Here is a 21,867-nt window from a genome sequence, read left to right on the forward strand (position 1 = left end):
ATTCCGCGGTGAGTCTTGCGCGCAAGGCTCACGACGGGCAACTCCGCCGTGGTTTCTTATTATCTCGCTTAGCGCTTCTTGCGGTTGGCGATGTGGATGGCGCCGCCATTCACTGCCAACGCAGCTTCGTGCAACGCTTCGGACAGGGTCGGATGGGAGAAGACCATCATGCCCAGGTCCTCGGCACTGGTGCCGAATTCCATACCGATCGCGCCTTGCTGAACCAGTTCTGCAGCGCTCGGGCCAATCACGTGGACGCCCAATACGCGGTCAGTCTTGGCATCAGCGATGACTTTGACAAAACCACCGGTGTCGTTGGCTGCCATGGCACGGCCAGAAGCGGCAAACGGGAAGGTGCCGACGTTAACTTCAACGCCTTCAGCTTTCAACTGCTGTTCGTTCTTGCCGACCCATGCAATTTCCGGGTGGGTGTAGATAACCGATGGGATCAGGTCGTAGTTCATCTGGGTTTTGTGACCCTTGATGCGCTCGACAACCATGATGCCTTCTTCGGAAGCCTTGTGCGCCAGCATCATGCCGCGAACCACGTCGCCGATGGCGTACACGCCAGGCACGGTGGTCGCGCAGTGATCGTCAACGTGCACGTAGCCGCGCTCGTCGAGGGTCACGCCGCTGTCAGCGGCCAGCAGGTCGGTGGTCACTGGACGGCGACCAACGGCTACGATCAGCTTGTCGAAAGTGATGGTTTTTTCGCCATCCTTGTCGGTGTAGTTGACCACAACTTCTTCGCCGTTGACTTTCGAGCCGGTGACGCGAGCGCCCAGCTTGATGTCCAGACCTTGTTTGGTCAGGGTTTTCAGCGCTTCCTTGGAAACGGCAGTGTCGGCAGCCAGCAGGAACGTGTCCAGGGCTTCCAGCACGGTCACTTCAGCACCCAGGCGGGACCAGACCGAACCCAGTTCCAGGCCGATCACGCCAGCGCCGATCACGCCCAGGCGCTTAGGCACAGCCTGGAATTCCAGGGCCCCGGTCGAATCAACGATCACGTTGTTGTCGACTGGAGCCGGTGGAATGTCGATTGGGCGCGAACCTGGGGCCAGGATCACGTTTTCGGCTTCGATGACTTCAACCGAGCCGTCTGGCTTGGTGATTTCAACTTTCTTGCCGGCCAGCAGTTTGCCGTGGCCTTGCAGGGAAGTAACGCCGTTGGCCTTGAACAAGGTGGCAACGCCGGAAGTCAGACCCTTAACGATGTTGGCTTTACGACCGACCATCGCCGGTACGTCCATGGTCACGCCAGCATGGTTGATGCCGTGGATCGCGAAGCCGTCCTGGGCTTCGTGGAATTTCCAGGAGCTGTCCAGCAGCGCCTTGGAAGGAATGCAACCGACGTTCAGGCAAGTACCGCCCAGTGCCAGTTTGCCTTCCTTGTCGGTGTATTTTTCGATGCAAGCAGTCGAGAGGCCCAGTTGTGCGGCCTTGATAGCGGCTACGTAGCCGCCAGGACCTGCACCAATCACTACGACGTCAAATTTCTGTGTCATGAAAATAGATCCTCTATTTGCGACAAGCTTTTAGCCGCAAGCTGCAAGCCAAGCTGCTTTTTCTTACAGCTTGTAGCTCGCAACTTGCAGCTGCTTCAATCAGATATCCAGCAACAGACGAGCCGGGTCTTCCAGCAGGTTCTTGATGGTCACCAGGAAAGTCACGGCTTCTTTACCATCGATCAGGCGGTGATCGTAAGACAGCGCCAGGTACATCATCGGGCGGATCACGACCTGGCCGTTGATGGCCATAGGACGCTGGATGATGTTGTGCATGCCCAGGATCGCGGCTTGTGGCGGGTTGACGATCGGGGTCGACATCATCGAACCGAAGGTACCACCGTTGGTGATGGTGAAGGTACCGCCGGTCATCTCGTCGATGGTCAGCTTGCCGTCACGGGCTTTCTTGCCGAAAGTGGCGATACCGCCTTCGATTTCAGCCAGGCTCATCAGCTCGGCGTTACGCAGTACAGGAACCACCAGGCCACGGTCGCTGGACACGGCAACGCCGACGTCTGCGTAGCCATGGTAAACGATGTCGTTGCCGTCGATGGAAGCGTTGACTGCCGGGAAGCGTTTCAGCGCTTCGGTGGCCGCTTTCACGAAGAAGGACATGAAGCCCAGGCGCACGCCGTTATGGGACTTCTCGAACAGATCCTTGTACTTCGAACGCAGGGCCATGACTTCGGTCATGTCGACTTCGTTGAAGGTGGTCAGCATCGCCATGTTCGATTGGGCTTCAACCAGACGCTTGGCCACGGTGGCACGTACGCGGGTCATCGGAACGCGCTTCTCGGTGCGGTCGCCAGCAGCGAACACAGGCGCAGCGGCAGCCGGGGCAGCAGCCTTGGCAGGTGCGGCAGCTGGAGCGTTTTTCTTGGCTTCAACCGCCGCAACCACGTCTTCCTTGGTCACACGGCCGTCTTTGCCGGTGCCTTTGATGGAGGCCAGGTTGATGCCGTTCTCTTCAGCCAGCTGGCGGGCAGCCGGTGCAGCGATCGGGTCTTCAGCGCCTGCAGCCGGGGCTGCAGCTGGAGCAGCGGCGGCGGCCGGTGCAGCAGCAGGAGCCGCGGCAGCAGCACTGCCCTCTTCGATCGAGCCCAGCACCTGGTTCGACAGAACGGTAGCGCCTTCTTCGGCAACGATTGCGCCCAGCACGCCGTCAGCTTCGGCCAACACTTCCAGCACGACTTTGTCGGTTTCGATGTCGACGATCAGGTCGTCACGCTTTACAGCGTCGCCTGGTTTCTTGTGCCAGGTGGCAACGGTGCCATCGGCAACCGATTCCGGGAATGACGGGGCTTTGATTTCGATAGCCATTATCTGTGGGTCCTTAAAATTCGGTTTCAGTCAGCGCGAAGGCGTTAAACAGTGAAAGCATCTTGCAGCAGTTTTTCCTGCTGCTCGGCGTGCATCGACGCATAACCACACGCAGGTGCAGCGGAAGCATCACGGCCGGCATATTCCAGGCCCAGGGCCTTGTTGTGGTTGCCGATGCTGCGACGCAGGTGATGCTGGCTGCTGTACCACGCGCCCTGGTTCATCGGTTCTTCCTGGCACCACACCACGTTGGTGAGGTTGGTGTAAGGCGCGATGGCCTCCATCAGGTCGTCTTCCGGGAACGGGTAAAGCTGCTCGATACGCACGATGGCGATGTCTTCGCGGCCTTCGGCACGACGTTTTTCCAGCAGGTCGTAGTAGACCTTGCCGCTGCACAGGACCAGGCGAGTCACCTTGGCCGCGTCCAGCGTGTCGATTTCTGGAATAACGGTCTGGAACGAACCATCAGCCAGATCTTCCAGGGTCGAGATGGCCAATTTATGACGCAGCAGCGACTTCGGTGTCAGCACTACCAGCGGCTTGCGCAGCGGGCGGATCACCTGGCGACGCAGCAAGTGGTAGATCTGGGCCGGAGTCGTCGGCACGCATACCTGGATGTTGTGCTCGGCGCACAACTGCAGGTAACGCTCCAGACGGGCCGAGGAGTGCTCAGGACCCTGACCTTCATAACCGTGTGGCAACAGCATGGTCAGACCGCACAGGCGACCCCACTTGTGCTCGCCGCTGGTGATGAACTGGTCGATAACCACTTGGGCACCGTTGGCGAAGTCGCCGAACTGGGCTTCCCAGATCACCAGCGCGTTCGGCGTGGTGGTCGAGTAACCGTATTCGAACGCCAGTACGGCCTCTTCGGACAGGAACGAGTCGTACAGGTCGAAGCGTGGCTGGCCTTCGTACAGGTGCTTGAGCGGCACATAGGTGCCAGCGTCTTTCTGGTTGTGCAGAACCGCATGACGGTGCGAGAACGTACCACGGCCGATGTCCTGGCCGGTCATGCGGATCGGGTGACCTTCGAACGCCAGGGTCGCGTACGCCATGGTTTCGGCGTAACCCCAGTTGATCGGCAGGCCGCCGGCTTGCATCTTCTGACGGTCTTCGTAGATCTTCGCAACCTGGCGCTGTACGACGAAGCCTTCCGGGATTTCCAGCAGCTTGGCGGACAGTTCCTGCAGGGTTTTCAGATCGAACGATGTGTCGTGACGCGCGGTCCAGGTGTGACCCAGATATGGACGCCAGTCGACGAACAGCTCTTTGTTCGGCTCTTTGACCAGGCTTTTCACTACGTGCAGACCGTTGTCCAGCGCGTTGCGGTATTCATCGATCTTCGCCTGAACACGTGCATCGTCAACCACGCCGGCCTTGGTCAGGCTTTCGGCATACAGCTCACGGGTGGTGCGCTGCTTGGTGATCTGCTGGTACATCAACGGCTGGGTGCCGCTTGGTTCGTCGGCTTCGTTGTGACCGCGACGGCGGTAGCAGACCAGGTCGATCACCACGTCACGCTTGAACTGCATGCGGTAGTCGACAGCCAGTTGGGTCACGAACAGCACGGCTTCCGGATCATCACCATTCACATGGAGGATCGGTGCCTGGATCATCTTGGCAACGTCGGTGGCGTACTCGGTGGAGCGCGCATCCAGCGGGTTGCTGATGGTGAAGCCAACCTGGTTGTTGATGACGATGTGAACGGTACCGCCGGTCTTGAAGCCGCGGGTCTGCGACATCTGGAAGGTTTCCAGGACCACGCCTTGACCGGCGAATGCCGCGTCACCGTGGATGGAAATCGGCAGGACCTTTTCACCCGTGGTGTCGTTACGACGATCCTGGCGAGCACGCACCGAACCCTCGACCACTGGAGAAACGATTTCCAGGTGGGATGGGTTGAAGGCCATGGCCAGGTGAACTTCACCGCCGGTGGTCATCACGTTGGACGAGAAGCCCTGGTGGTATTTAACGTCACCGGAACCCAGCTCGACCTTCTTCTTGCCTTCGAACTCGTCGAACAGCTCACGCGGGTTCTTGCCGAAGGTGTTGACCAACACGTTCAGGCGACCACGGTGGGCCATGCCGATCACGATTTCCTTGGTGCCGTAGGAACCGGAACGCTGGATCAGCTCGTCGAGCATCGGGATCAGGCTTTCGCCGCCTTCCAGGCCGAAACGCTTGGTGCCCGGGTATTTGGTACCCAGGTATTTTTCCAGGCCTTCGGCAGCGGTTACGCGCTCAAGGAGGTGGCTGCGTACGTCGGCGGACAGCACCGGACGGCCACGCACACCTTCCAGGCGATGCTGGAACCAGTGGCGTTGCTCGGAATCGGTGATGTGCGTGAACTCAGCGCCAATGGTGCGGCAATATGTCTGCTGCAACGCTTCGTGAATTTCGCGTAGGCTCGCTTCCTCTTTGCCGATGAACAGGTCGCCGGCACGGAAGGTCGTATCAAGATCGGCATTGGTCAAGCCGTAATGATTGATCGACAGGTCAGCAGGTGCAGGACGCTGCCAGAGCCCCAGCGGGTCAAGCTGGGCCGCCTGGTGGCCGCGCATCCGGTAGGCCTGGATCAGTCGCAATACTTCAACTTGCTTCTTCTCGTGCTCACTGCTCACGCTACCGGCGGAAACCGGTTGGGCGCGGCGCTGGTTCTTTGCCAGCAGCACAAACTGATCGCGAATTGTTGCATGCGATACATCGGTGGCAGCGTTGCCGTCTGAAGACAACGTCTGAAATTTGGTGCGCCATTCTTCTGGCACAGCGTTAGGGTCGTGCAGGTAGAGCTCATAAAGCTCTTCCACATAGGCAGCGTTACCACCTGAAAGATAGCCGCTGTTCCACATGCGCTGCATCACGCTTTCTTGCATGCTTGGTCACCCTCGATTTGGGGACACCACCGGCGAAAACACCGAGTTTGCTTGCAAAAGGCCAAGTGCAGCGACCAAAACAAGCCACTTAGGATCACGCTGATAGTTCGGGTACCAACCCGAATGCCCCTGCTTGTCTCATTTCTTCAAAATAAGAGCCGCGGCTTTGTAAGTCGCTGCTCAAGTTAAAACTACGGCGCCGGTTGAAGCCTGCGCCGTAGCATTTACGGGCACAACGGTCCTGCTTTTACTACAACGTCAGTTACACGCCGCTCTGCAGCAGCATGTTACGGATGTGACCAATGGCCTTAGTCGGGTTCAGGCCTTTGGGACATACGTTGACGCAGTTCATGATCCCGCGGCAGCGGAATACGCTGAACGGGTCATCCAGCGAAGCCAGACGCTCGGACGTCTTGGTGTCACGGCTGTCTGCCAGGAAGCGGTACGCTTGCAGCAGGGCAGCTGGGCCCAGGAACTTGTCCGGGTTCCACCAGAAGGACGGGCACGACGTCGAGCAGCAAGCGCACAGGATGCACTCGTACAGACCGTCGAGCTTCTCGCGCTCTTCCGGGGACTGCAGACGCTCGATGGCCGGAGCCGGCGTGTCGTTCTGCAGGAACGGCTTAACTTTCTCGTATTGCTTGTAGAAGATGCTCATATCAACGACCAGGTCACGGATAACCGGCAAACCTGGCAGAGGACGAACGATCAGCTTGTTGCCTTTGACCACGGCGGACAGCGGCGTGATACACGCCAGGCCGTTTTTGCCGTTGATGTTCATGCCGTCGGAACCGCATACACCTTCACGGCAAGAGCGACGATAGGAGAAACCTTCGTCCTGCTCTTTGATCAGTGCCAGTACATCCAGCACCATCAGGTCTTTACCACCGGTATCGACCTGGAATTCCTGCATGAACGGCGCAGCGTCCTGATCAGGGTTGTAGCGATAAACACTGACTTTCAACATGGCAGCCACCCTTAGTAAGTCCGAATCTTCGGTTCAAACGTCGGAACCGTCTTCGGCGAGAAGTTCACGGCACGCTTGGTCACGCGCTTGTCACCCGGGAAGTACAGGGTATGGCACAACCAGTTTTCGTCGTCGCGATCTTCAAAGTCTTCACGGGCGTGGGCACCACGGGATTCCTTGCGAACCTCGGCAGCGATGGCAGTCGCTTCGGCCACTTCCAGCAGGTTCTGCAGTTCAAGGGCTTCGATACGAGCAGTGTTGAACGCCTGGCTCTTATCGTTGATCTTGACGTTGGCGATGCGCTTGCGCAGATCGGCCAGCTGGGCAATACCCTTCTGCATGTATTCGCCGGTACGGAATACACCGAAGTAGTTCTGCATGCAGTTTTGCAGCTCGCGACGCAGGGTTGCCACGTCTTCGCCATCAGTGCGCTCGTTCAGAGCGTTCAGACGGGCCAGGGCAGCCTCGATGTTGGCGTCGGTCGCGTCATCGTATTCGATGCCGTCGGTCAGCGCTTTTTCCAGGTGCAGGCCGGCAGCACGGCCGAAGACCACCAGGTCGAGCAGCGAGTTGCCACCCAGGCGGTTGGCACCGTGCACCGATACGCACGCCACTTCGCCTACGGCGAACAGACCGTGGATGATCTCGTCCTCGCCTTCGGCATTCTGGGTGATCGCCTGGCCATGGATGTTGGTCGGCACGCCGCCCATCATATAGTGGCAAGTCGGGACAACCGGAACCGGAGCAACCACCGGGTCAACGTGAGCAAAGGTCTTGGACAGCTCGCAGATACCTGGCAGGCGGCTGTGCAGTACTTCTTCGCCCAGGTGATCAAGTTTCAGCAGTACGTGGTCGCCATTCGGGCCACAGCCGTTGCCGGCGATGATCTCTTTAACCATCGAACGGGCCACAACGTCACGACCAGCAAGGTCTTTCGCGTTCGGCGCATAACGCTCCATGAAACGCTCGCCGTGCTTGTTGATCAGGTAGCCACCTTCACCACGGCAACCTTCGGTCACCAGTACGCCGGCGCCGGCGATACCGGTCGGGTGGAACTGCCACATTTCGATGTCTTGTACCGGCACGCCCGCACGCAGTGCCATGCCGACGCCGTCACCGGTGTTGATCAGGGCATTGGTGGTGGACGCGTAGATACGACCTGCACCGCCGGTCGCCAGCACGGTAGCCTTGGCGCGGATGTAGGTGGTTTCACCGGTTTCGATGCAGATCGCGATCACACCGACGAACTCGCCTTGTGCGTTCTTGACCAGATCAACGGCATAGTACTCGTTCAGGAACGTGGTACCGGCCTTCAGGTTGCCCTGGTAAAGGGTGTGCAGCAGCGCGTGACCGGTACGGTCGGACGCGGCGCAGGTACGGGCAGCCTGCCCGCCTTTGCCGTAATCCTTCGACTGGCCGCCGAACGGACGCTGGTAGATACGGCCTTGCTCGGTACGGGAGAACGGCAGACCCATGTGGTCCAGCTCGAACACTGCAGCCGGGCCTTCCTGACACATGTATTCGATAGCGTCCTGGTCACCGATGTAGTCGGAACCCTTGACGGTATCGTACATGTGCCAGCGCCAGTCATCGTTCGGGTCGGCGGACGCGATGGCGCAGGTGATGCCACCCTGGGCCGATACGGTGTGGGAACGGGTCGGGAACACCTTGGTGATCACGGCAGTCTTGTGACCGCCCTGGGCCAGCTGCAGCGCAGCGCGCATGCCAGCACCGCCGCCACCAATAATGATGGCGTCGAATGAAATAGTTGGAATGTTAGCCATGAATCAGATACCCCAAAGAATCTGCACACCCCAGACGAAGTAAGCGAACATCGCGACGCCGCAGACTGCCTGGAAGAGGAAACGTACTGCAGTCGCGGACTTGCCCAGCGCCATCGGCGTCAGGTAGTCGGTCGCGATGGTCCACATGCCTACCCAGGCGTGTGCACCCAGGGCAACAAGGGCCAGCAGACTGAAGATTCGCATCGCATTGTGGGAAAACAGGCCGTGCCATTGCTCATAGCCAATGCCCGGATTTGCGACGAGGTATCCGATCAGAAAAATGAAATAAGCCGCGAGAACGACCGCAGACACACGCTGTGCCATCCAGTCATAGAGGCCCGAACGCGACAGATTCGTAACGCTGGTTACCATATCCAAACTCCTGCCAGAACGATCAGCACCACGGAAATGGCGATGATGATTTTCGAGCCCAGGCGGCCGCCTTCCAGCGTCTCACCGATGCCCATGTCCATGATCAAGTGGCGCACACCGGCTACCAGGTGATACAGAAGAGAAGACAGGAGGCCCCATGCTACGAACTTGGCCAGCGGGCTGGTCAAGCATGCCTTCACCTCGGCGTATCCTTCCTCGGAACCCAGGGATTTGCTCAATGCATAAAGCATGATGCCCAAGCCCAGGAACAGGATGATGCCGGAAACACGGTGCAGGAACGACGTAACGCCGGTGATGGGGAGTTTGATGGTCCTTAGGTCTAGGTTTACAGGTCGTTGGCTATTCACGGCTTTTTTTCACACTGAAGAGCCCCTAACAATCAGGGCAAAGTTGTTGGGGAGTGCACTGGTCAGGTAAGCACCACCCAGGGAGTGCGACCCCCAATGAAAGCAAGCCCAAAAGCCCTTGGCGGTCGGTGGCCGAGTATAGACAGTTAGGTTACTAATGACAACGCGCACTCCTCACCCTAATAGCGGATTGCGCTGGGAGAATAAAAGGCGTAAATGGCAGGCAATTTCGAGGAAAAAGTACGGTTAAAGCCTTCTGGCGCAAGACTTTAGGCAAATTGACATCTGGATTTATATCAATATAGTGGTGCGGGCCCTGCGTGGGGGGTCTGTCTGATGATTTGAAGCATAAATAGGAGGCCACATGGCTGACAAAAAAGCGCAGTTGATCATCGAGGGCGCAGCCCCCGTCGAGCTGCCCATTTTAACCGGCACCGTTGGTCCCGATGTTATCGACGTACGGGGCCTGACGGCCACGGGCCGTTTCACATTCGACCCAGGCTTCATGTCGACCGCCTCTTGCGAGTCGAAGATCACCTATATCGATGGCGATAATGGCATTTTGCTGCATCGCGGCTACCCGATCGAGCAACTGGCCGAGAAGTCGGACTACCTGGAAACCTGCTACCTGCTGCTAAATGGCGAACTGCCAACAGCCGAGCAGAAAGCCCAGTTCGTCAGCACCGTGAAGAACCACACCATGGTTCACGAGCAGTTGAAGACCTTCTTCAACGGCTTCCGTCGCGACGCCCACCCGATGGCCGTCATGTGCGGCGTGGTCGGCGCCCTGTCGGCCTTCTATCACGACTCCCTCGACATCAATAACCCGCAGCATCGCGAAATCTCCGCGATCCGCCTGGTTGCCAAGATGCCGACCCTGGCCGCAATGGTTTACAAGTACTCCATGGGCCAACCCATGATGTACCCGCGCAACGACCTGACGTACGCGGAAAACTTCCTGCACATGATGTTCAACACGCCGTGCGAGATCAAACCGATCAGCCCGACACTCGCCAAGGCCATGGACCGGATCTTCATCCTCCATGCCGACCACGAGCAGAACGCCTCCACCTCGACCGTACGTCTGGCCGGCTCTTCGGGTGCCAACCCGTTTGCCTGTATCGCCGCCGGCATCGCCGCACTGTGGGGCCCTGCCCACGGCGGTGCGAACGAAGCCGTATTGACCATGCTCGATGAAATCGGCGATGTCTCGAACATCGACAAATTCATCGCCAAGGCCAAGGACAAGAACGATCCGTTCAAGTTGATGGGCTTCGGTCACCGGGTCTACAAGAACCGCGACCCGCGTGCCACCGTGATGAAGCAGACCTGCGACGAAGTGTTGAAGGAACTGGGCATCAAGAACGATCCGCAACTCGAACTGGCCATGCGCCTGGAAGAGATCGCCCTGACCGACCCGTACTTCATTGAACGCTCGCTGTACCCGAACGTCGACTTCTACTCGGGGATCATCCTCAAGGCGATCGGCATTCCAACCAGCATGTTCACCGTGATCTTCGCCCTGGCGCGGACCGTGGGCTGGATCTCCCACTGGAAAGAAATGCTCTCCAGCCCGTACAAGATTGGCCGCCCGCGCCAGCTGTACACCGGCTACGAGTCGCGTGACATCACCAAGCTGGAAGATCGCAAGTAAGCATCGCTTAGTTGCACCGAAAACGGCCTCCCCTAGTGGAGGCCGTTTTTGTTTGTGACAACTGGTCGACCGCAATCGGGGGCAAGCCCCCCTCCCACACCGGGCGCGGTTCAAACATGTCTATTTGTGAATACAGTCAAATGTGGGAGGGGGCTTGCCCCCGATGACGCGAGTACCCATAACGCAGAACCCCAGACAAAAAAATGCCCCGGCCTTTCGACCGGGGCATTTCCCTATCCAGCTACGACCTTAGTGAGACACCGCCCCACTCGCCCCCAGGCCAGTCTGCGAACGCACAAACTGCGGGAAGTACAGCGCACGCTCTTTCTCTGCCGCCGCCGACTTGTCGGTGATGGAGAAGAACCAGATGCCGACGAACGCAATGATCATCGAGAACAGCGCCGGGTATTCGTAAGGGAAGATTGCTTTTTCATGGTGCAGGATCGAGACCCAGATGGTCGGGCCCAGGACCATCAGGCCAACCGCACTGACCAGGCCCAGCCAGCCGCCGATCATCGCGCCACGGGTGGTGAGGTTTTTCCAGTACATGGAAAGCAGCAACACCGGGAAGTTACAGCTGGCAGCAATGGAGAACGCCAGGCCGACCATGAACGCAATGTTCTGGCTTTCGAACAGGATACCCAGGCCGATTGCCAATACGCCCAACGCGATGGTGGTGATCTTCGAGACGCGAATCTCATCCTTGTCGTTGGCCTTGCCTTTCTTGATCACACTGGCGTACAGGTCATGGGACACCGCTGACGCACCGGCCAGGGTCAGGCCTGCAACCACCGCGAGGATGGTGGCGAAGGCCACCGCCGAGATGAAGCCCAGGAAGATACTGCCGCCCACCGCGTTGGCCAGGTGCACCGCCGCCATGTTGTTGCCACCGAGCAAGGCGCCAGCCGCATCCTTGAACGCCGGGTTGGTGCTCACCAGCAGGATCGCGCCGAAACCGATGATGAAGGTCAGGATGTAGAAGTAGCCGATAAAGCCAGTTGCATACAGCACGCTCTTGCGCGCTTCCTTGGCGTCGCTCACGGTGAAGAAGCGCATCAGGATGTGCGGCAGGCCGGCGGTACCGAACATCAGTGCCAGGCCCAGGGAGAATGCCGAGATCGGGTCTTTCACCAGACCGCCGGGGCTCATGATCGCTTCACCTTTAGGGTGAACCTTGATCGCCTCGGAGAACAGCGCGTTAAAGTCGAAGTTGACGTGCTTCATTACCATCAGCGCCATGAACGAGGCACCGGACAGCAACAGCACCGCCTTGATGATCTGCACCCAGGTGGTCGCCAGCATGCCGCCGAACAGCACGTACATGCACATCAGGATACCTACCAGGATCACCGCTACGTGGTAATCCAGGCCGAACAGCAGCTGGATCAGCTTGCCCGCGCCCACCATCTGCGCGATCAGGTAGAACGCCACCACCACCAGCGAGCCACAGGCCGAGAGGCTGCGGATCTGGGTCTGGCCCAGGCGATAGGACGCCACGTCGGCAAAGGTGTACTTGCCCAGGTTACGCAGGCGCTCGGCGATCAGGAACAGAATGATCGGCCAGCCCACCAGGAACCCGATCGAGTAGATCAGGCCGTCATAACCGGAGGTGTAGACCAGTGCGGAAATCCCCAGGAAGGACGCCGCCGACATGTAGTCGCCGGCAATTGCGAGGCCGTTCTGGAAACCGGTGATCTTGCCGCCGGCCGCATAGTAGTCAGCTGCCGATTTGTTGCGCTTGGAAGCCCAGTAGGTGATGCACAGGGTCGCACCGACAAACGCGATAAACATCACGATGGCCGATATGTTCAGGGGTTGCTTGTGCACTTCACCGGTCAATGCGTCTGCCGCCCAAACGGCCGGAGCAAAGAGTGAAGCGCCGAATATTGCCAGTAGACGACCGATCATTGCGCAGCCTCCTTGAGAATCGCATTGTTCAGGTCGTCAAACTCGCCATTGGCCCGGCGCACGTAGATGCCGGTCAGGATGAAGGCGGACACAATCAGCCCGACGCCCAAGGGAATGCCCCAGGTAATCGACGAACCAGGGCTGAGCTTGGCCCCAAGTACTTGTGGCCCGTAGGCGATCAACAGGATGAAAGCGGAGTAAAGCCCTAGCATGATCGCCGAGAGAATCCAGGCGAACCTTTCCCTTTTTCTCACCAGCTCCTTGAAACGCGGGCTGTTTTGAATCGAGAGGTAAATGCTGTCGTTCATTGTTTTTATCCTCGCAGCACAGCTTTTTTATTATTGGAACGTATCCACTGTATGCGGCTGCGGAACAGGTTCCAGACGACCTTAGTCTTAGATCGAGTGTAGCGAGGGTTTGCGGGGGCGCAGGGAGATTTGCGGGAGGCAAAATTAATGTGGGAGGGGGCTTGCCCCCGATAGCAGTGTGTCAGCCAGTACATCGATAGCTGACAGATCGCTATCGGGGGCAAGCCCCCTCCCACAAGGGTATATCAGGGGTTGTTACTTACCGGTCCACTCGGCTACACGCTCAGGGTGCTTGGCAACCCAATCCTTGGCCGCTGCATCAGGCTTGGCGCCTTCCTGGATAGCCAGCATGACTTCGCCGATTTCGTCCTTGGAGGCCCACTGGAATTTCTTCAGGAAGGCCGCGACTTCCGGCGCTTTCTTCTCCAGGCCCTTGCTGCCGATGCTGTTGACGGTTTCAGCAGCACCATAAATCCCTTTTGGATCGTCCAGGAAACGCAGTTTCCACTTGGCGAACATCCAGTGTGGCACCCAACCGGTGACCGCGATGGATTCCTGTTTGTCTTCGGCACGGGTCAACTCGGCGATCATCGCCGCCCCCGAGCTGGCTTGCAGTTTGTAGTCGAGGCCGTACTGCTTGATGGCTTCGTCAGTCTTGAGCATCACGCCTGAGCCGGCGTCGATACCGACGATCTTGTTCTTGAAGGTGGTGTCGGTCTTGAGGTCTTCGATGGACTTGGCCTTGACGTACTCCGGCACGATCAGGCCGATCTTCGCATCCTTGAAGTTGGGGCCGTAGTCGACCACCTTGTCCTTGTTCTTGGCCCAGTACTCACCGTGGGTCACCGGCAACCAGGCGGACAGCATGGCGTCGAGCTTGCCAGTGGCCACGCCCTGCCACATGATCCCGGTGGCCACCGCTTGCAGTTTCACGTCATAACCGAGCTTGGCCTTGATCACCTCTGCCGCCACGTGCGTGGTGGCAACGCTGTCGGACCAGCCGTCCACATAGCCGATGCTCAGGGTTTTGCTGTCGGCGCTGGCCAGTGTGGAGCTCATCGCAACTACCAGAGTGGCAGCTGCGCCCAAGAGTCGTCGCATCTTCATCGTACTTCCCCGAAAGTGCTGCGCCCGACGGATGCCGAGCGACGTGAACCTGTTGTTATGTGGTGCACCGCGCCCCCGTCACGCGCATCGATCCGGTGTCTGCGGCATCAGTGGAGTGCTGACACTTCGATCATCAACCTGCCGCGTCCTTCGACCTGCTCTGTCAGCGACCTCATACAAGCAAGAAACGACATCACATAGCCAGCAGGGCATTTTGTAGGACGTGACGCCAAAATCCCGCCCGAACTTTGCATGTCAAAATTATGCTGCCCCACTGGGACGGCCCAAATCCGGGTAAGATGCGCGCCTTTGCTCCCCCAGATAAGCCGACCATGCCTGCGACTGCCCGCTTCCCTGCCCTGCCCTATTTCTGCGCCTTGCTCCTCGGCCTGCTGGCCCTGATCGGTTACTGGTATGGCCTCGGCCGGCCCGTGGTACTGCCCGATGTCGCCAGTGCCACACACAAGATGCAATGCGCTTCCTACACACCGTTCGATAAAGACCAATCCCCGTTTGACCAGCCGTTCACACTGCGCCCGGAACGCATGGATGCCGACCTGGCCCTGCTGGCCACGCGCTTCGAATGCATTCGCACCTACTCCATGACCGGCCTGGAAGCCTTGCCGGAGATGGCACGCAAGCATGGACTGAAGGTGATGGCCGGTGCCTGGGTCAGCAGTGACCCGGTGGCGACCGAGAAAGAAATCGAAGAGTTGATCGCCGCAGCCAACGCCAACCCTGATGTAGTGACCTCGGTGATCGTCGGCAACGAAGCGCTGCTGCGTAAAGAAGTCACCGCCAAACAGCTGGTGACGCTGATCCAGACCGTCAAAAGCCGGATCAAGCAGCCGGTGACCTACGCGGACGTGTGGGAGTTCTGGCTGCAACACCCGGAAATCGCGCCGGCCGTGGACTTCCTGACCATCCACCTGCTGCCGTACTGGGAAGATGACCCTTCTGGCATCGACCAGGCACTCAAGCACGTAGGTGATGTGCGCCAGACCTTCGGCAACAAATTCGCGCCCAAGGACATCCTCATCGGTGAAACCGGCTGGCCCAGCGAAGGCCGCCAGCGCGAAACCGCCGTACCGAGCCGGGTCAACGAAGCCAAGTTCATGCGAGGTTTCGTGGCTATGGCGGAAGCCAATGGCTGGCGCTACAACCTGATCGAAGCCTTTGACCAGCCATGGAAGCGCGCAAGCGAAGGCGCCGTGGGCGGTTACTGGGGCCTGTTCGATGCCGATCGCCAGGACAAGGGCATCCTCGCCGGGCCCGTGACCAATGTGCCGTACTGGCCGCTATGGCTGGGTGTAGGTGGAATCATCCTGCTGGGCACTCTGGTGCTGGGTGGTCGCGTGCGCAGTGTGCGGGCCGCCATCGCCCTGCCACTGCTGGGTGCCGTGGCAGCCTGCTCCATCGGCACCTGGGCCGAGCTGACGCGCGTCACCGCGCGCTTCAACGATGAATGGGTGTGGGCAGGCTTGCTGGTGGTGTTGAACCTGCTGGTGCTGACCCATGCCGCCTTGAGCCTCAGCTCACGGGAAGATTGGCGCGCACGCGCCTTCAACTGGCTGGAGCAACGCGCAGGCTGGCTGGTGGCGATTGCCGGGTTTGCGGGGGCAGTGATGATGCTGGCACTGGTGTTTGACCCGCGCTACCGCAGTTTCCCTAGCGCCGCGCTGGTGTTGCCAGCCCTGGTGTACCTGGTGCGCCCGGTAACCGGGCCGCGTCGGGAGATTGCGTTGCTGGCCTTCATCATCGGTGCGGGTATTGCGCCGCAGTTGTACCGTGAAGGGTTGTTGAACCAGCAGGCCTGGGGTTGGGCGGTAGTGAGCCTGCTCATGACGGCAGCCTTGTGGCGCTGCTTGCGGGTGCGCAAGGTCTAAAACCGCTATCGGGGCAAGCCCCCTCCCACAGGTCAGTGCATTACCAATGTGGGAGGGGGCTTGCCCCCGATGAGGCACTATCAGGCTGCCCGCCCTTTCCTGACCAACCGCAACCCCGCGATCACCACCGCAAACACCGCAAACGTGGTGTTGTACAACGCCAATGCCGGCAACCCGAACACCATACCCAGCACCGCCAACCCCCACCCTGCACGCCCCGGCACAAAAAACGCCAGCACCGACGTGATCAACGCTGCCCAACCGAGCACCTTGAAGTGGATCATCAGGCCCAGGTTCGAACGCAATTGGCATTCCCAGCGGCTGGCCTCATCGATGCAGATGCCGACCCACTGGCCATCTTCCATAAAGCCAAAGCGCGCGCCGTAACTGGCAGCCAGCCATAGCGGCAGGGCAATTAGCAGAAAAATCAGCGGTAAACGACGGGACATGGGCCACTCCGATAGGCAAAAACGGCGCCCAGCTTAATGCCCCGGTGGCCGTTAGCAAGGCGCATACACACAATTAGTGTTCACCAATGCGTGGCAAAGTGTATCGTCTGGCTACTATTACCCCGATTCCGACGTTATTTTCCGACTTTTCGTGCCGAGTGCTGGCACTTCGGTGACAACGCGGTGGTCATAGCCTGCGAACTTCATTAAGCACGTTTCCTCTTAGGGATTAAGTCATGCTCCGTTCCTTGCGCTGTGCTGCCTTGCTGGGCAGCCTTTTTTTGAGTGCGTCAGCACTGGCCGTCGACATTGACCAAGCCAGCTATGGCTACCCTTTGACCAACCCGTTTGAAGCGACCATCGCCACTACACCGCCCGACCTTCGGCCCAAATTGCCGAGCGATGACGAGATCAACCAATCCGACTACACCCTGAACATGCGCCCCGAGCGCGAGTTCAGCCTGCCGGACAACTTCTGGGCGGTGAAGAAACTCACCTACCGCATCGCCAAGCAGGACCGTGCCGCGCCGCTGATATTCCTGATCGCCGGCACCGGCGCGCGATTCGACAGCAGCATCAACGAATACTTGAAGAAGCTGTATTACCAGGCCGGCTACCACGTGGTGCAACTGTCGTCGCCCACCAGCTTCGACTTCATCAGCGCCGCCTCACGCTTCGCCACCCCGGGGATCACCCAGGAAGACGCCGAAGACATGTACCGCGTGATGCAGGCCGTGCGCGCACAGAACGCCTCGCTGCCGGTGACCGACTTCTACCTCACCGGCTACAGCCTCGGCGGCCTGGATGCGGCATTCGTGGCCAAGCTGGACGAGACCCGTCGCAGCTTCAACTTCAAGAAAGTCTTGCTGCTGAACCCGCCGGTCAACCTCTACACCTCGATCACCAACCTCGACAAGCTGGTACAGACCGAGGTCAAGGGCATCAACAACACCACCACCTTCTATGAACTGGTGCTGAACAAGCTGACCCGCTACTTCCAGCAAAAGGGCTACATCGACCTCAACGACGCCCTGCTCTACGACTTCCAGCAATCCAAGCAGCACCTGACCAACGAACAGATGGCCATGCTGATCGGCACCTCGTTCCGCTTTTCAGCGGCCGACATCGCCTTTACTTCGGACCTGATCAACCGTCGTGGCCTGATCATCCCACCGAAATACCCGATCACCGAAGGCACCAGCCTCACGCCGTTCCTCAAGCGTGCGCTGCAATGCGACTTCGATTGCTACCTCACCGAGCAAGTGATTCCGATGTGGCGCGCACGCTCCGACGGCGGCAGCCTGTTGCAACTGGTCGACCAGGTCAGCCTGTACGCCCTCAAGGACTACCTGCACAACAGCCCGAAAATTGCCGTCATGCATAACGCCGACGACGTGATCCTCGGCCCTGGCGACCTCGGTTTCCTGCGTAAAACCTTCGGCGATCGCTTGACCGTCTACCCGCTGGGCGGCCACTGCGGCAACCTCAATTACCGCGTCAACGCCGACGCCATGCTGGAGTTCTTCCGTGGCTAAATATCTTCTGCTGCTTGCCGCCTTGATGTGCGCAGGCGTGGCCAATGCCGACAACAGCAAGGCCCATGAGCCGGTCAACGTGGACGCCGACGGTTTCAAGGAACCGCTGAGCAAGCTCAAGTTCAACCCAGGCCTGGATCAGCGTGAGTTCGAGCGCTCGTCGCTCACCGCACTCAACGTGTATGACCCGCTGGAGTCGTGGAACCGTCGCGTGTACCACTTCAACTACCGCTTCGACCAATGGGTGTTCCTGCCGGTGGTCAATGGCTACACCTATGTGACACCCAGCTTCCTCCGCACCGGTGTGAGCAACTTCTTCAACAACCTGGGCGACGTGCCCAACCTGCTGAACAGCCTGCTGCAACTCAAGGGCCACCGCTCCCTGGAAACCACCGGGCGCCTGCTGCTCAACACCACCATCGGCATCGCCGGCCTGTGGGACCCGGCTACCGCCATGGGCCTGCCGCGCCAGAGCGAAGACTTCGGCCAGACCCTGGGCTTCTACGGTGTGCCCGGCGGCGCGTACTTGGTGCTGCCGATCTTCGGCCCGTCGAACCTGCGCGACACCACCGGCCTGATCGTCGACTACGGCGCGGAAACCCAGATCAACTTCCTCAACGTGTCGGAAGTCAGCTCAAACCACCCGGAAATCTGGGCGTTGCGTGCGGTGGATAAACGTTATCAGACCAGCTTCCGGTATGGGCAGATGAACTCGCCGTTTGAGTATGAGAAGGTGCGGTATATATATACCGAATCTCGAAAGTTACAAATAGCTGAGTAAAAGAAGCTCAGTAAGAAAAAGGCCATTCGAGCAATCCGGATGGCCTTTTTATTTCCATCATCCCTGCACACTACTAGCCCCCTTCCTCCAACCTACTTATCTGTGGAACCACTCGATCACAAAAACACACTCGGCACTGCGCATCAAATGATGTACCTGATGCAATTCACACAACAATCTGAAATATTCCAGAAATTATTATTTACACTCGATCAATAAACCTCATACATCAACCCCTTAACAAAACCCGACATCCCCAACTCTTATTGCTACATCAGCTCCCACCCCTACGATTGCAACGAAAGATCCCATACCCGTCAAAACGCATTTCTCATAATTGAAACAAAATATATATTTTATGAACCACGTCCTCTCATTCACCACTCACCTTGTGGAAACAGACTAGATTCTCAACACCTGTTACATTCAACATCACACAAGGAATATGACATGTCGCTCCCTATAACCCCCGCCGCCCAGCAACCTTTCTATGCGGCACATGCACTTTCTTCACAGGCCTCGAATCATTCCGAGAACGTGATGAAAGAGAAACCAGATGAAACCCCTTATCTTTCTTCACCAGGCCGCACCCTCAATCAACACATCGTGCACTTTGACCCGGTGACTAATGAGGAAACGTTTACTACCCCCATAAAAATGTTGAAGCAGCTCGTAGGTGACTGGGACGATGAGCGTCGCGGTACAAAAGAAAATCAGATTTCCCGTCTGAGAGCCAATGACATAGTCAGGAATTTTGATCAAAACGGTAATCACGAGATCGACGGTGCCAAAACGCATACGAGCCGTAAGTTATATCACTCAGTGTCTGAATTGACTGAACCTGGCTCTGAACTTCAAAAGTTTTATGAATACCTCATTTCCGAAACTCAGCGCGACGGCATGACCACTGAAAAAGCAGAAAACACCCCTTATCTTTCTTCACTAGGCACTCACCTACACCATAAAATCAGTTACATAGATCCCCTGACTAAAAAACATCATGTCACTACTCTTAACAATTTGATTAAGGCACGCGTAGGCGACTGGGACGATGTGAATCGCAGTCCAGAAGATAGGGCCGCATCCCTTCGCGACGCCGATCAATGGGTCAAATCCCATGATCGAAACGGTAATAAAACCATCGACGGAGCCAAAACCCCGATGACCCTTAAGGCATTTCATGGGGTAGGTGAAATGGCTGAACCCGGTTCTGAATTTGACAAGCTCCTAGGTTCGCTCATCCCTCAGCACTCAACGCTATCAGCCTAGTCAGTGGAAGTCTGCGCGAACACTACCTGACAGTGTCAGCACTGCACTCAAAAAACCTGTTCGCAAAAAAGGCCATTCGTTTGAATGGCCTTTTTATTTCCCATATGAGGCCTTCAGTGCTTTCCACCCCTTGCCGACCATGCTGACCACCGCCAGCACCACCGCCCCGGCAATAATCCCCACCACCCCATTCAGTAACACCGGCACCAACCACGCCACCCCACCCACGCCCTGGCTGACCGTTTCGATCCAGTGATGCACCACCGGCACGCCATGGGTAAGGATTCCACCGCCGACCAGGAACATCGCCGCCGTACCGATCACCGACAGGCTCTTCATCATGTACGGTGCTGCCCGCAGGATGCCGCCGCCGATACTGCGCGCCACCTGGCCGGGCTTCTGGGTGAGCCACAGGCCCAGGTCATCCAGCTTAACGATACCGGCCACCAGTCCGTAGACGCCCACCGTCATGACGATAGCGATGCCGGACAGCACGATCACCTGCTGCATCAGGGGCGCGTCAGCAACGGTGCCGAGGGTGATGGCGATGATTTCGGCGGAAAGGATGAAATCGGTACGGATGGCGCCCTTGATCTTGTCCTTTTCAAAGGCCACCAGGTCGGTTGCCGGATCGGCCACGGCCTCGGCCAACTGCGCGTGTTCAGCCTGGTCCTGGTCCTTGCTGTGGAGAAACTTATGCGCGAGCTTCTCGAACCCTTCGAAACACAGGTAGGCACCGCCGAGCATCAATAAGGGTGTCACCGCCCACGGGGCGAATGCACTGATCAACAGTGCTGCGGGCACCAGGATCAATTTGTTGACGAACGAGCCTTTCGCCACCGCCCACACCACGGGGATTTCCCGTTCGGCACGCACCCCGGAGACCTGCTGGGCATTGAGTGCAAGGTCATCGCCCAACACCCCGGCGGTCTTCTTCGCCGCCATTTTGGTCATCAGGGCAACGTCATCGAGTACCGCGGCGATATCGTCGATCAATACCAACAAGCTGCTTCCTGCCATGAATCGGGCTTCCGTAAGAGTGAGATGGCGCGAGCATAACGCGGCGCAAGGGCCGACGGGCAGATTGTTGAGGCTCGCGGATGGCCGGTGCTACCATGCGCAACCGCCAGCCTTGGCAAGGAAACTCCAGGTTTATGAGCACCATTCGCGAGCGCAACAAAGAAAAGATCCTGCGGGCGGCGAGCGAGGAGTTTGCCGACAAGGGCTTCGCCGCGACCAAAACCAGCGACATCGCCGCCAAGGCCGGGCTGCCCAAGCCCAACGTCTACTACTACTTCAAGTCCAAGGACAACCTCTACCGCGAGGTGCTCGAAAGCATCATCGAGCCGATCCTGGCGGCGTCCACGCCATTCAATCCGCAGGGCGACCCCAAGGAAGTACTGAGCAACTACATCCGCTCGAAAATCCGCATTTCCCGTGACCTGCCGTTCGCCTCCAAGGTGTTCGCCAGCGAAATCATGCACGGCGCCCCGCACCTGAGCGCTGATCAGGTCGAGCAGTTGAACGCCCAGGCCAAGCACAACATTACGTGCATCCAGGATTGGGTGGATCGCGGCCTGATCGCGGCGATTGACCCCAATCACTTGATGTTCAGCATCTGGGCGGCCACGCAGACCTACGCGGACTTTGACTGGCAGATCTCGGCGGTGACCGGGAAGGCCAAGCTGGATGAGGCCGATTACGAAGCCGCAGCGCAGACCATCATCCGGTTGGTGCTCAAGGGCTGTGAGCCGGACTGACAGGCCGTGGTGTCTGTG

Annotated in this window: 18 protein-coding genes; 6 read left to right on the forward strand and 12 right to left on the reverse strand. The window is 58.4% G+C overall.

Annotated elements, in window-relative coordinates:
* Positions 1 to 68 precede the first annotated feature (68 nt).
* The 7 genes from lpdA to sdhC all read right to left on the reverse strand — a co-directional run bounded on the left by lpdA (position 69) and on the right by sdhC (position 9,192).
* Positions 69 to 1,505 carry a dihydrolipoyl dehydrogenase gene (gene lpdA, locus NL123_RS21370; RefSeq protein WP_058427888.1) on the reverse strand — a complete coding sequence of 479 codons (1,437 nt, stop codon included), beginning with the start codon at positions 1,503 to 1,505 and terminating at the stop codon, positions 69 to 71.
* A 99-nt stretch (positions 1,506 to 1,604) separates the two neighbouring features.
* Positions 1,605 to 2,825 (reverse strand): 2-oxoglutarate dehydrogenase complex dihydrolipoyllysine-residue succinyltransferase, encoded by a 1,221-nt coding sequence (gene odhB / locus NL123_RS21375; protein WP_058427889.1) that lies wholly within the window; start codon positions 2,823 to 2,825, stop codon positions 1,605 to 1,607.
* A gap of 44 nt (positions 2,826 to 2,869) precedes the next feature.
* Positions 2,870 to 5,701 carry a 2-oxoglutarate dehydrogenase E1 component gene (locus NL123_RS21380; RefSeq protein WP_071496230.1) on the reverse strand — a complete coding sequence of 944 codons (2,832 nt, stop codon included), beginning with the start codon at positions 5,699 to 5,701 and terminating at the stop codon, positions 2,870 to 2,872.
* A 262-nt stretch (positions 5,702 to 5,963) separates the two neighbouring features.
* Positions 5,964 to 6,668: a succinate dehydrogenase iron-sulfur subunit gene (locus NL123_RS21385; RefSeq protein ID WP_003172807.1), complete on the reverse strand. Its 705-nt coding sequence runs from the start codon at positions 6,666 to 6,668 to the stop codon at positions 5,964 to 5,966.
* Between the two features lie 11 nt (positions 6,669 to 6,679).
* Positions 6,680 to 8,452: a succinate dehydrogenase flavoprotein subunit gene (gene sdhA, locus NL123_RS21390; protein ID WP_071489585.1), complete on the reverse strand. Its 1,773-nt coding sequence runs from the start codon at positions 8,450 to 8,452 to the stop codon at positions 6,680 to 6,682.
* A 3-nt stretch (positions 8,453 to 8,455) separates the two neighbouring features.
* Positions 8,456 to 8,824 (reverse strand): succinate dehydrogenase, hydrophobic membrane anchor protein, encoded by a 369-nt coding sequence (sdhD, locus tag NL123_RS21395; protein WP_003172805.1) that lies wholly within the window; start codon positions 8,822 to 8,824, stop codon positions 8,456 to 8,458.
* Positions 8,818 to 9,192, reverse strand: coding sequence for a succinate dehydrogenase, cytochrome b556 subunit (gene sdhC, locus NL123_RS21400; RefSeq protein WP_003190005.1), 375 nt, complete (start codon positions 9,190 to 9,192; stop codon positions 8,818 to 8,820). The genes sdhD and sdhC overlap by 7 nt, the downstream gene beginning before the upstream one ends.
* A 364-nt stretch (positions 9,193 to 9,556) precedes the next feature.
* On the opposite strand from sdhC, the gene gltA reads away from it, so the two are divergent.
* A complete protein-coding gene (gene gltA / locus NL123_RS21405; RefSeq protein WP_016979565.1) occupies positions 9,557 to 10,846 on the forward strand; it encodes a citrate synthase in 1,290 nt (429 codons plus the stop codon).
* A 249-nt stretch (positions 10,847 to 11,095) separates the two neighbouring features.
* On the opposite strand, the gene NL123_RS21410 is transcribed toward gltA, so the two are convergent.
* The 3 genes from NL123_RS21410 to NL123_RS21420 all read right to left on the reverse strand — a co-directional run bounded on the left by NL123_RS21410 (position 11,096) and on the right by NL123_RS21420 (position 14,169).
* Complete coding sequence (locus NL123_RS21410) at positions 11,096 to 12,754, reverse strand: cation acetate symporter (RefSeq protein WP_248487252.1); 1,659 nt, start codon at positions 12,752 to 12,754, stop codon at positions 11,096 to 11,098.
* Positions 12,751 to 13,062, reverse strand: a complete 312-nt coding sequence (locus NL123_RS21415; RefSeq protein WP_016972153.1) for a DUF485 domain-containing protein — start codon at positions 13,060 to 13,062, stop codon at positions 12,751 to 12,753. The genes NL123_RS21410 and NL123_RS21415 overlap by 4 nt, the downstream gene beginning before the upstream one ends.
* Before the next feature lie 255 nt (positions 13,063 to 13,317).
* Entirely contained in the window at positions 13,318 to 14,169 is an 852-nt protein-coding gene (locus NL123_RS21420; RefSeq protein WP_025857941.1) for a glycine betaine ABC transporter substrate-binding protein, read from the reverse strand.
* Positions 14,170 to 14,501: 332 nt separating this feature from the next.
* On the opposite strand from NL123_RS21420, the gene NL123_RS21425 reads away from it, so the two are divergent.
* On the forward strand, positions 14,502 to 16,055 hold the full coding sequence (locus NL123_RS21425; protein WP_494356291.1) for a glycoside hydrolase family 17 protein: 1,554 nt from the start codon (positions 14,502 to 14,504) through the stop codon (positions 16,053 to 16,055).
* A gap of 80 nt (positions 16,056 to 16,135) precedes the next feature.
* Here the strand turns inward: NL123_RS21425 and NL123_RS21430 are convergent, their stop codons facing one another.
* Positions 16,136 to 16,504, reverse strand: coding sequence for a hypothetical protein (locus NL123_RS21430; RefSeq protein ID WP_248487248.1), 369 nt, complete (start codon positions 16,502 to 16,504; stop codon positions 16,136 to 16,138).
* 236 nt (positions 16,505 to 16,740) lie between these two features.
* On the opposite strand from NL123_RS21430, the gene NL123_RS21435 reads away from it, so the two are divergent.
* The 3 genes from NL123_RS21435 to NL123_RS21445 all read left to right on the forward strand — a co-directional run bounded on the left by NL123_RS21435 (position 16,741) and on the right by NL123_RS21445 (position 20,089).
* Positions 16,741 to 18,039, forward strand: a complete 1,299-nt coding sequence (locus NL123_RS21435) for a serine/threonine protein kinase (RefSeq protein WP_179030066.1) — start codon at positions 16,741 to 16,743, stop codon at positions 18,037 to 18,039.
* Positions 18,032 to 18,820 (forward strand): MlaA family lipoprotein, encoded by a 789-nt coding sequence (locus NL123_RS21440; protein ID WP_071496234.1) that lies wholly within the window; start codon positions 18,032 to 18,034, stop codon positions 18,818 to 18,820. The genes NL123_RS21435 and NL123_RS21440 overlap by 8 nt, the downstream gene beginning before the upstream one ends.
* Before the next feature lie 450 nt (positions 18,821 to 19,270).
* The gene (locus tag NL123_RS21445; RefSeq protein WP_494356292.1) at positions 19,271 to 20,089 is read left to right on the forward strand and encodes a hypothetical protein; all 819 of its coding nucleotides are present in this window, start codon (positions 19,271 to 19,273) and stop codon (positions 20,087 to 20,089) included.
* Positions 20,090 to 20,182: 93 nt separating this feature from the next.
* On the opposite strand, the gene NL123_RS21450 is transcribed toward NL123_RS21445, so the two are convergent.
* Positions 20,183 to 21,109: a DUF808 domain-containing protein gene (locus tag NL123_RS21450; RefSeq protein ID WP_248487242.1), complete on the reverse strand. Its 927-nt coding sequence runs from the start codon at positions 21,107 to 21,109 to the stop codon at positions 20,183 to 20,185.
* A 134-nt stretch (positions 21,110 to 21,243) separates the two neighbouring features.
* Between NL123_RS21450 and NL123_RS21455 the strand changes: the two genes are divergently transcribed.
* Entirely contained in the window at positions 21,244 to 21,849 is a 606-nt protein-coding gene (locus tag NL123_RS21455; protein WP_058427897.1) for a TetR/AcrR family transcriptional regulator, read from the forward strand.
* The last annotated feature ends 18 nt before the right edge of the window (positions 21,850 to 21,867 follow it).

This window comes from Pseudomonas sp. FBCC-B1565, from assembly GCF_059133265.1.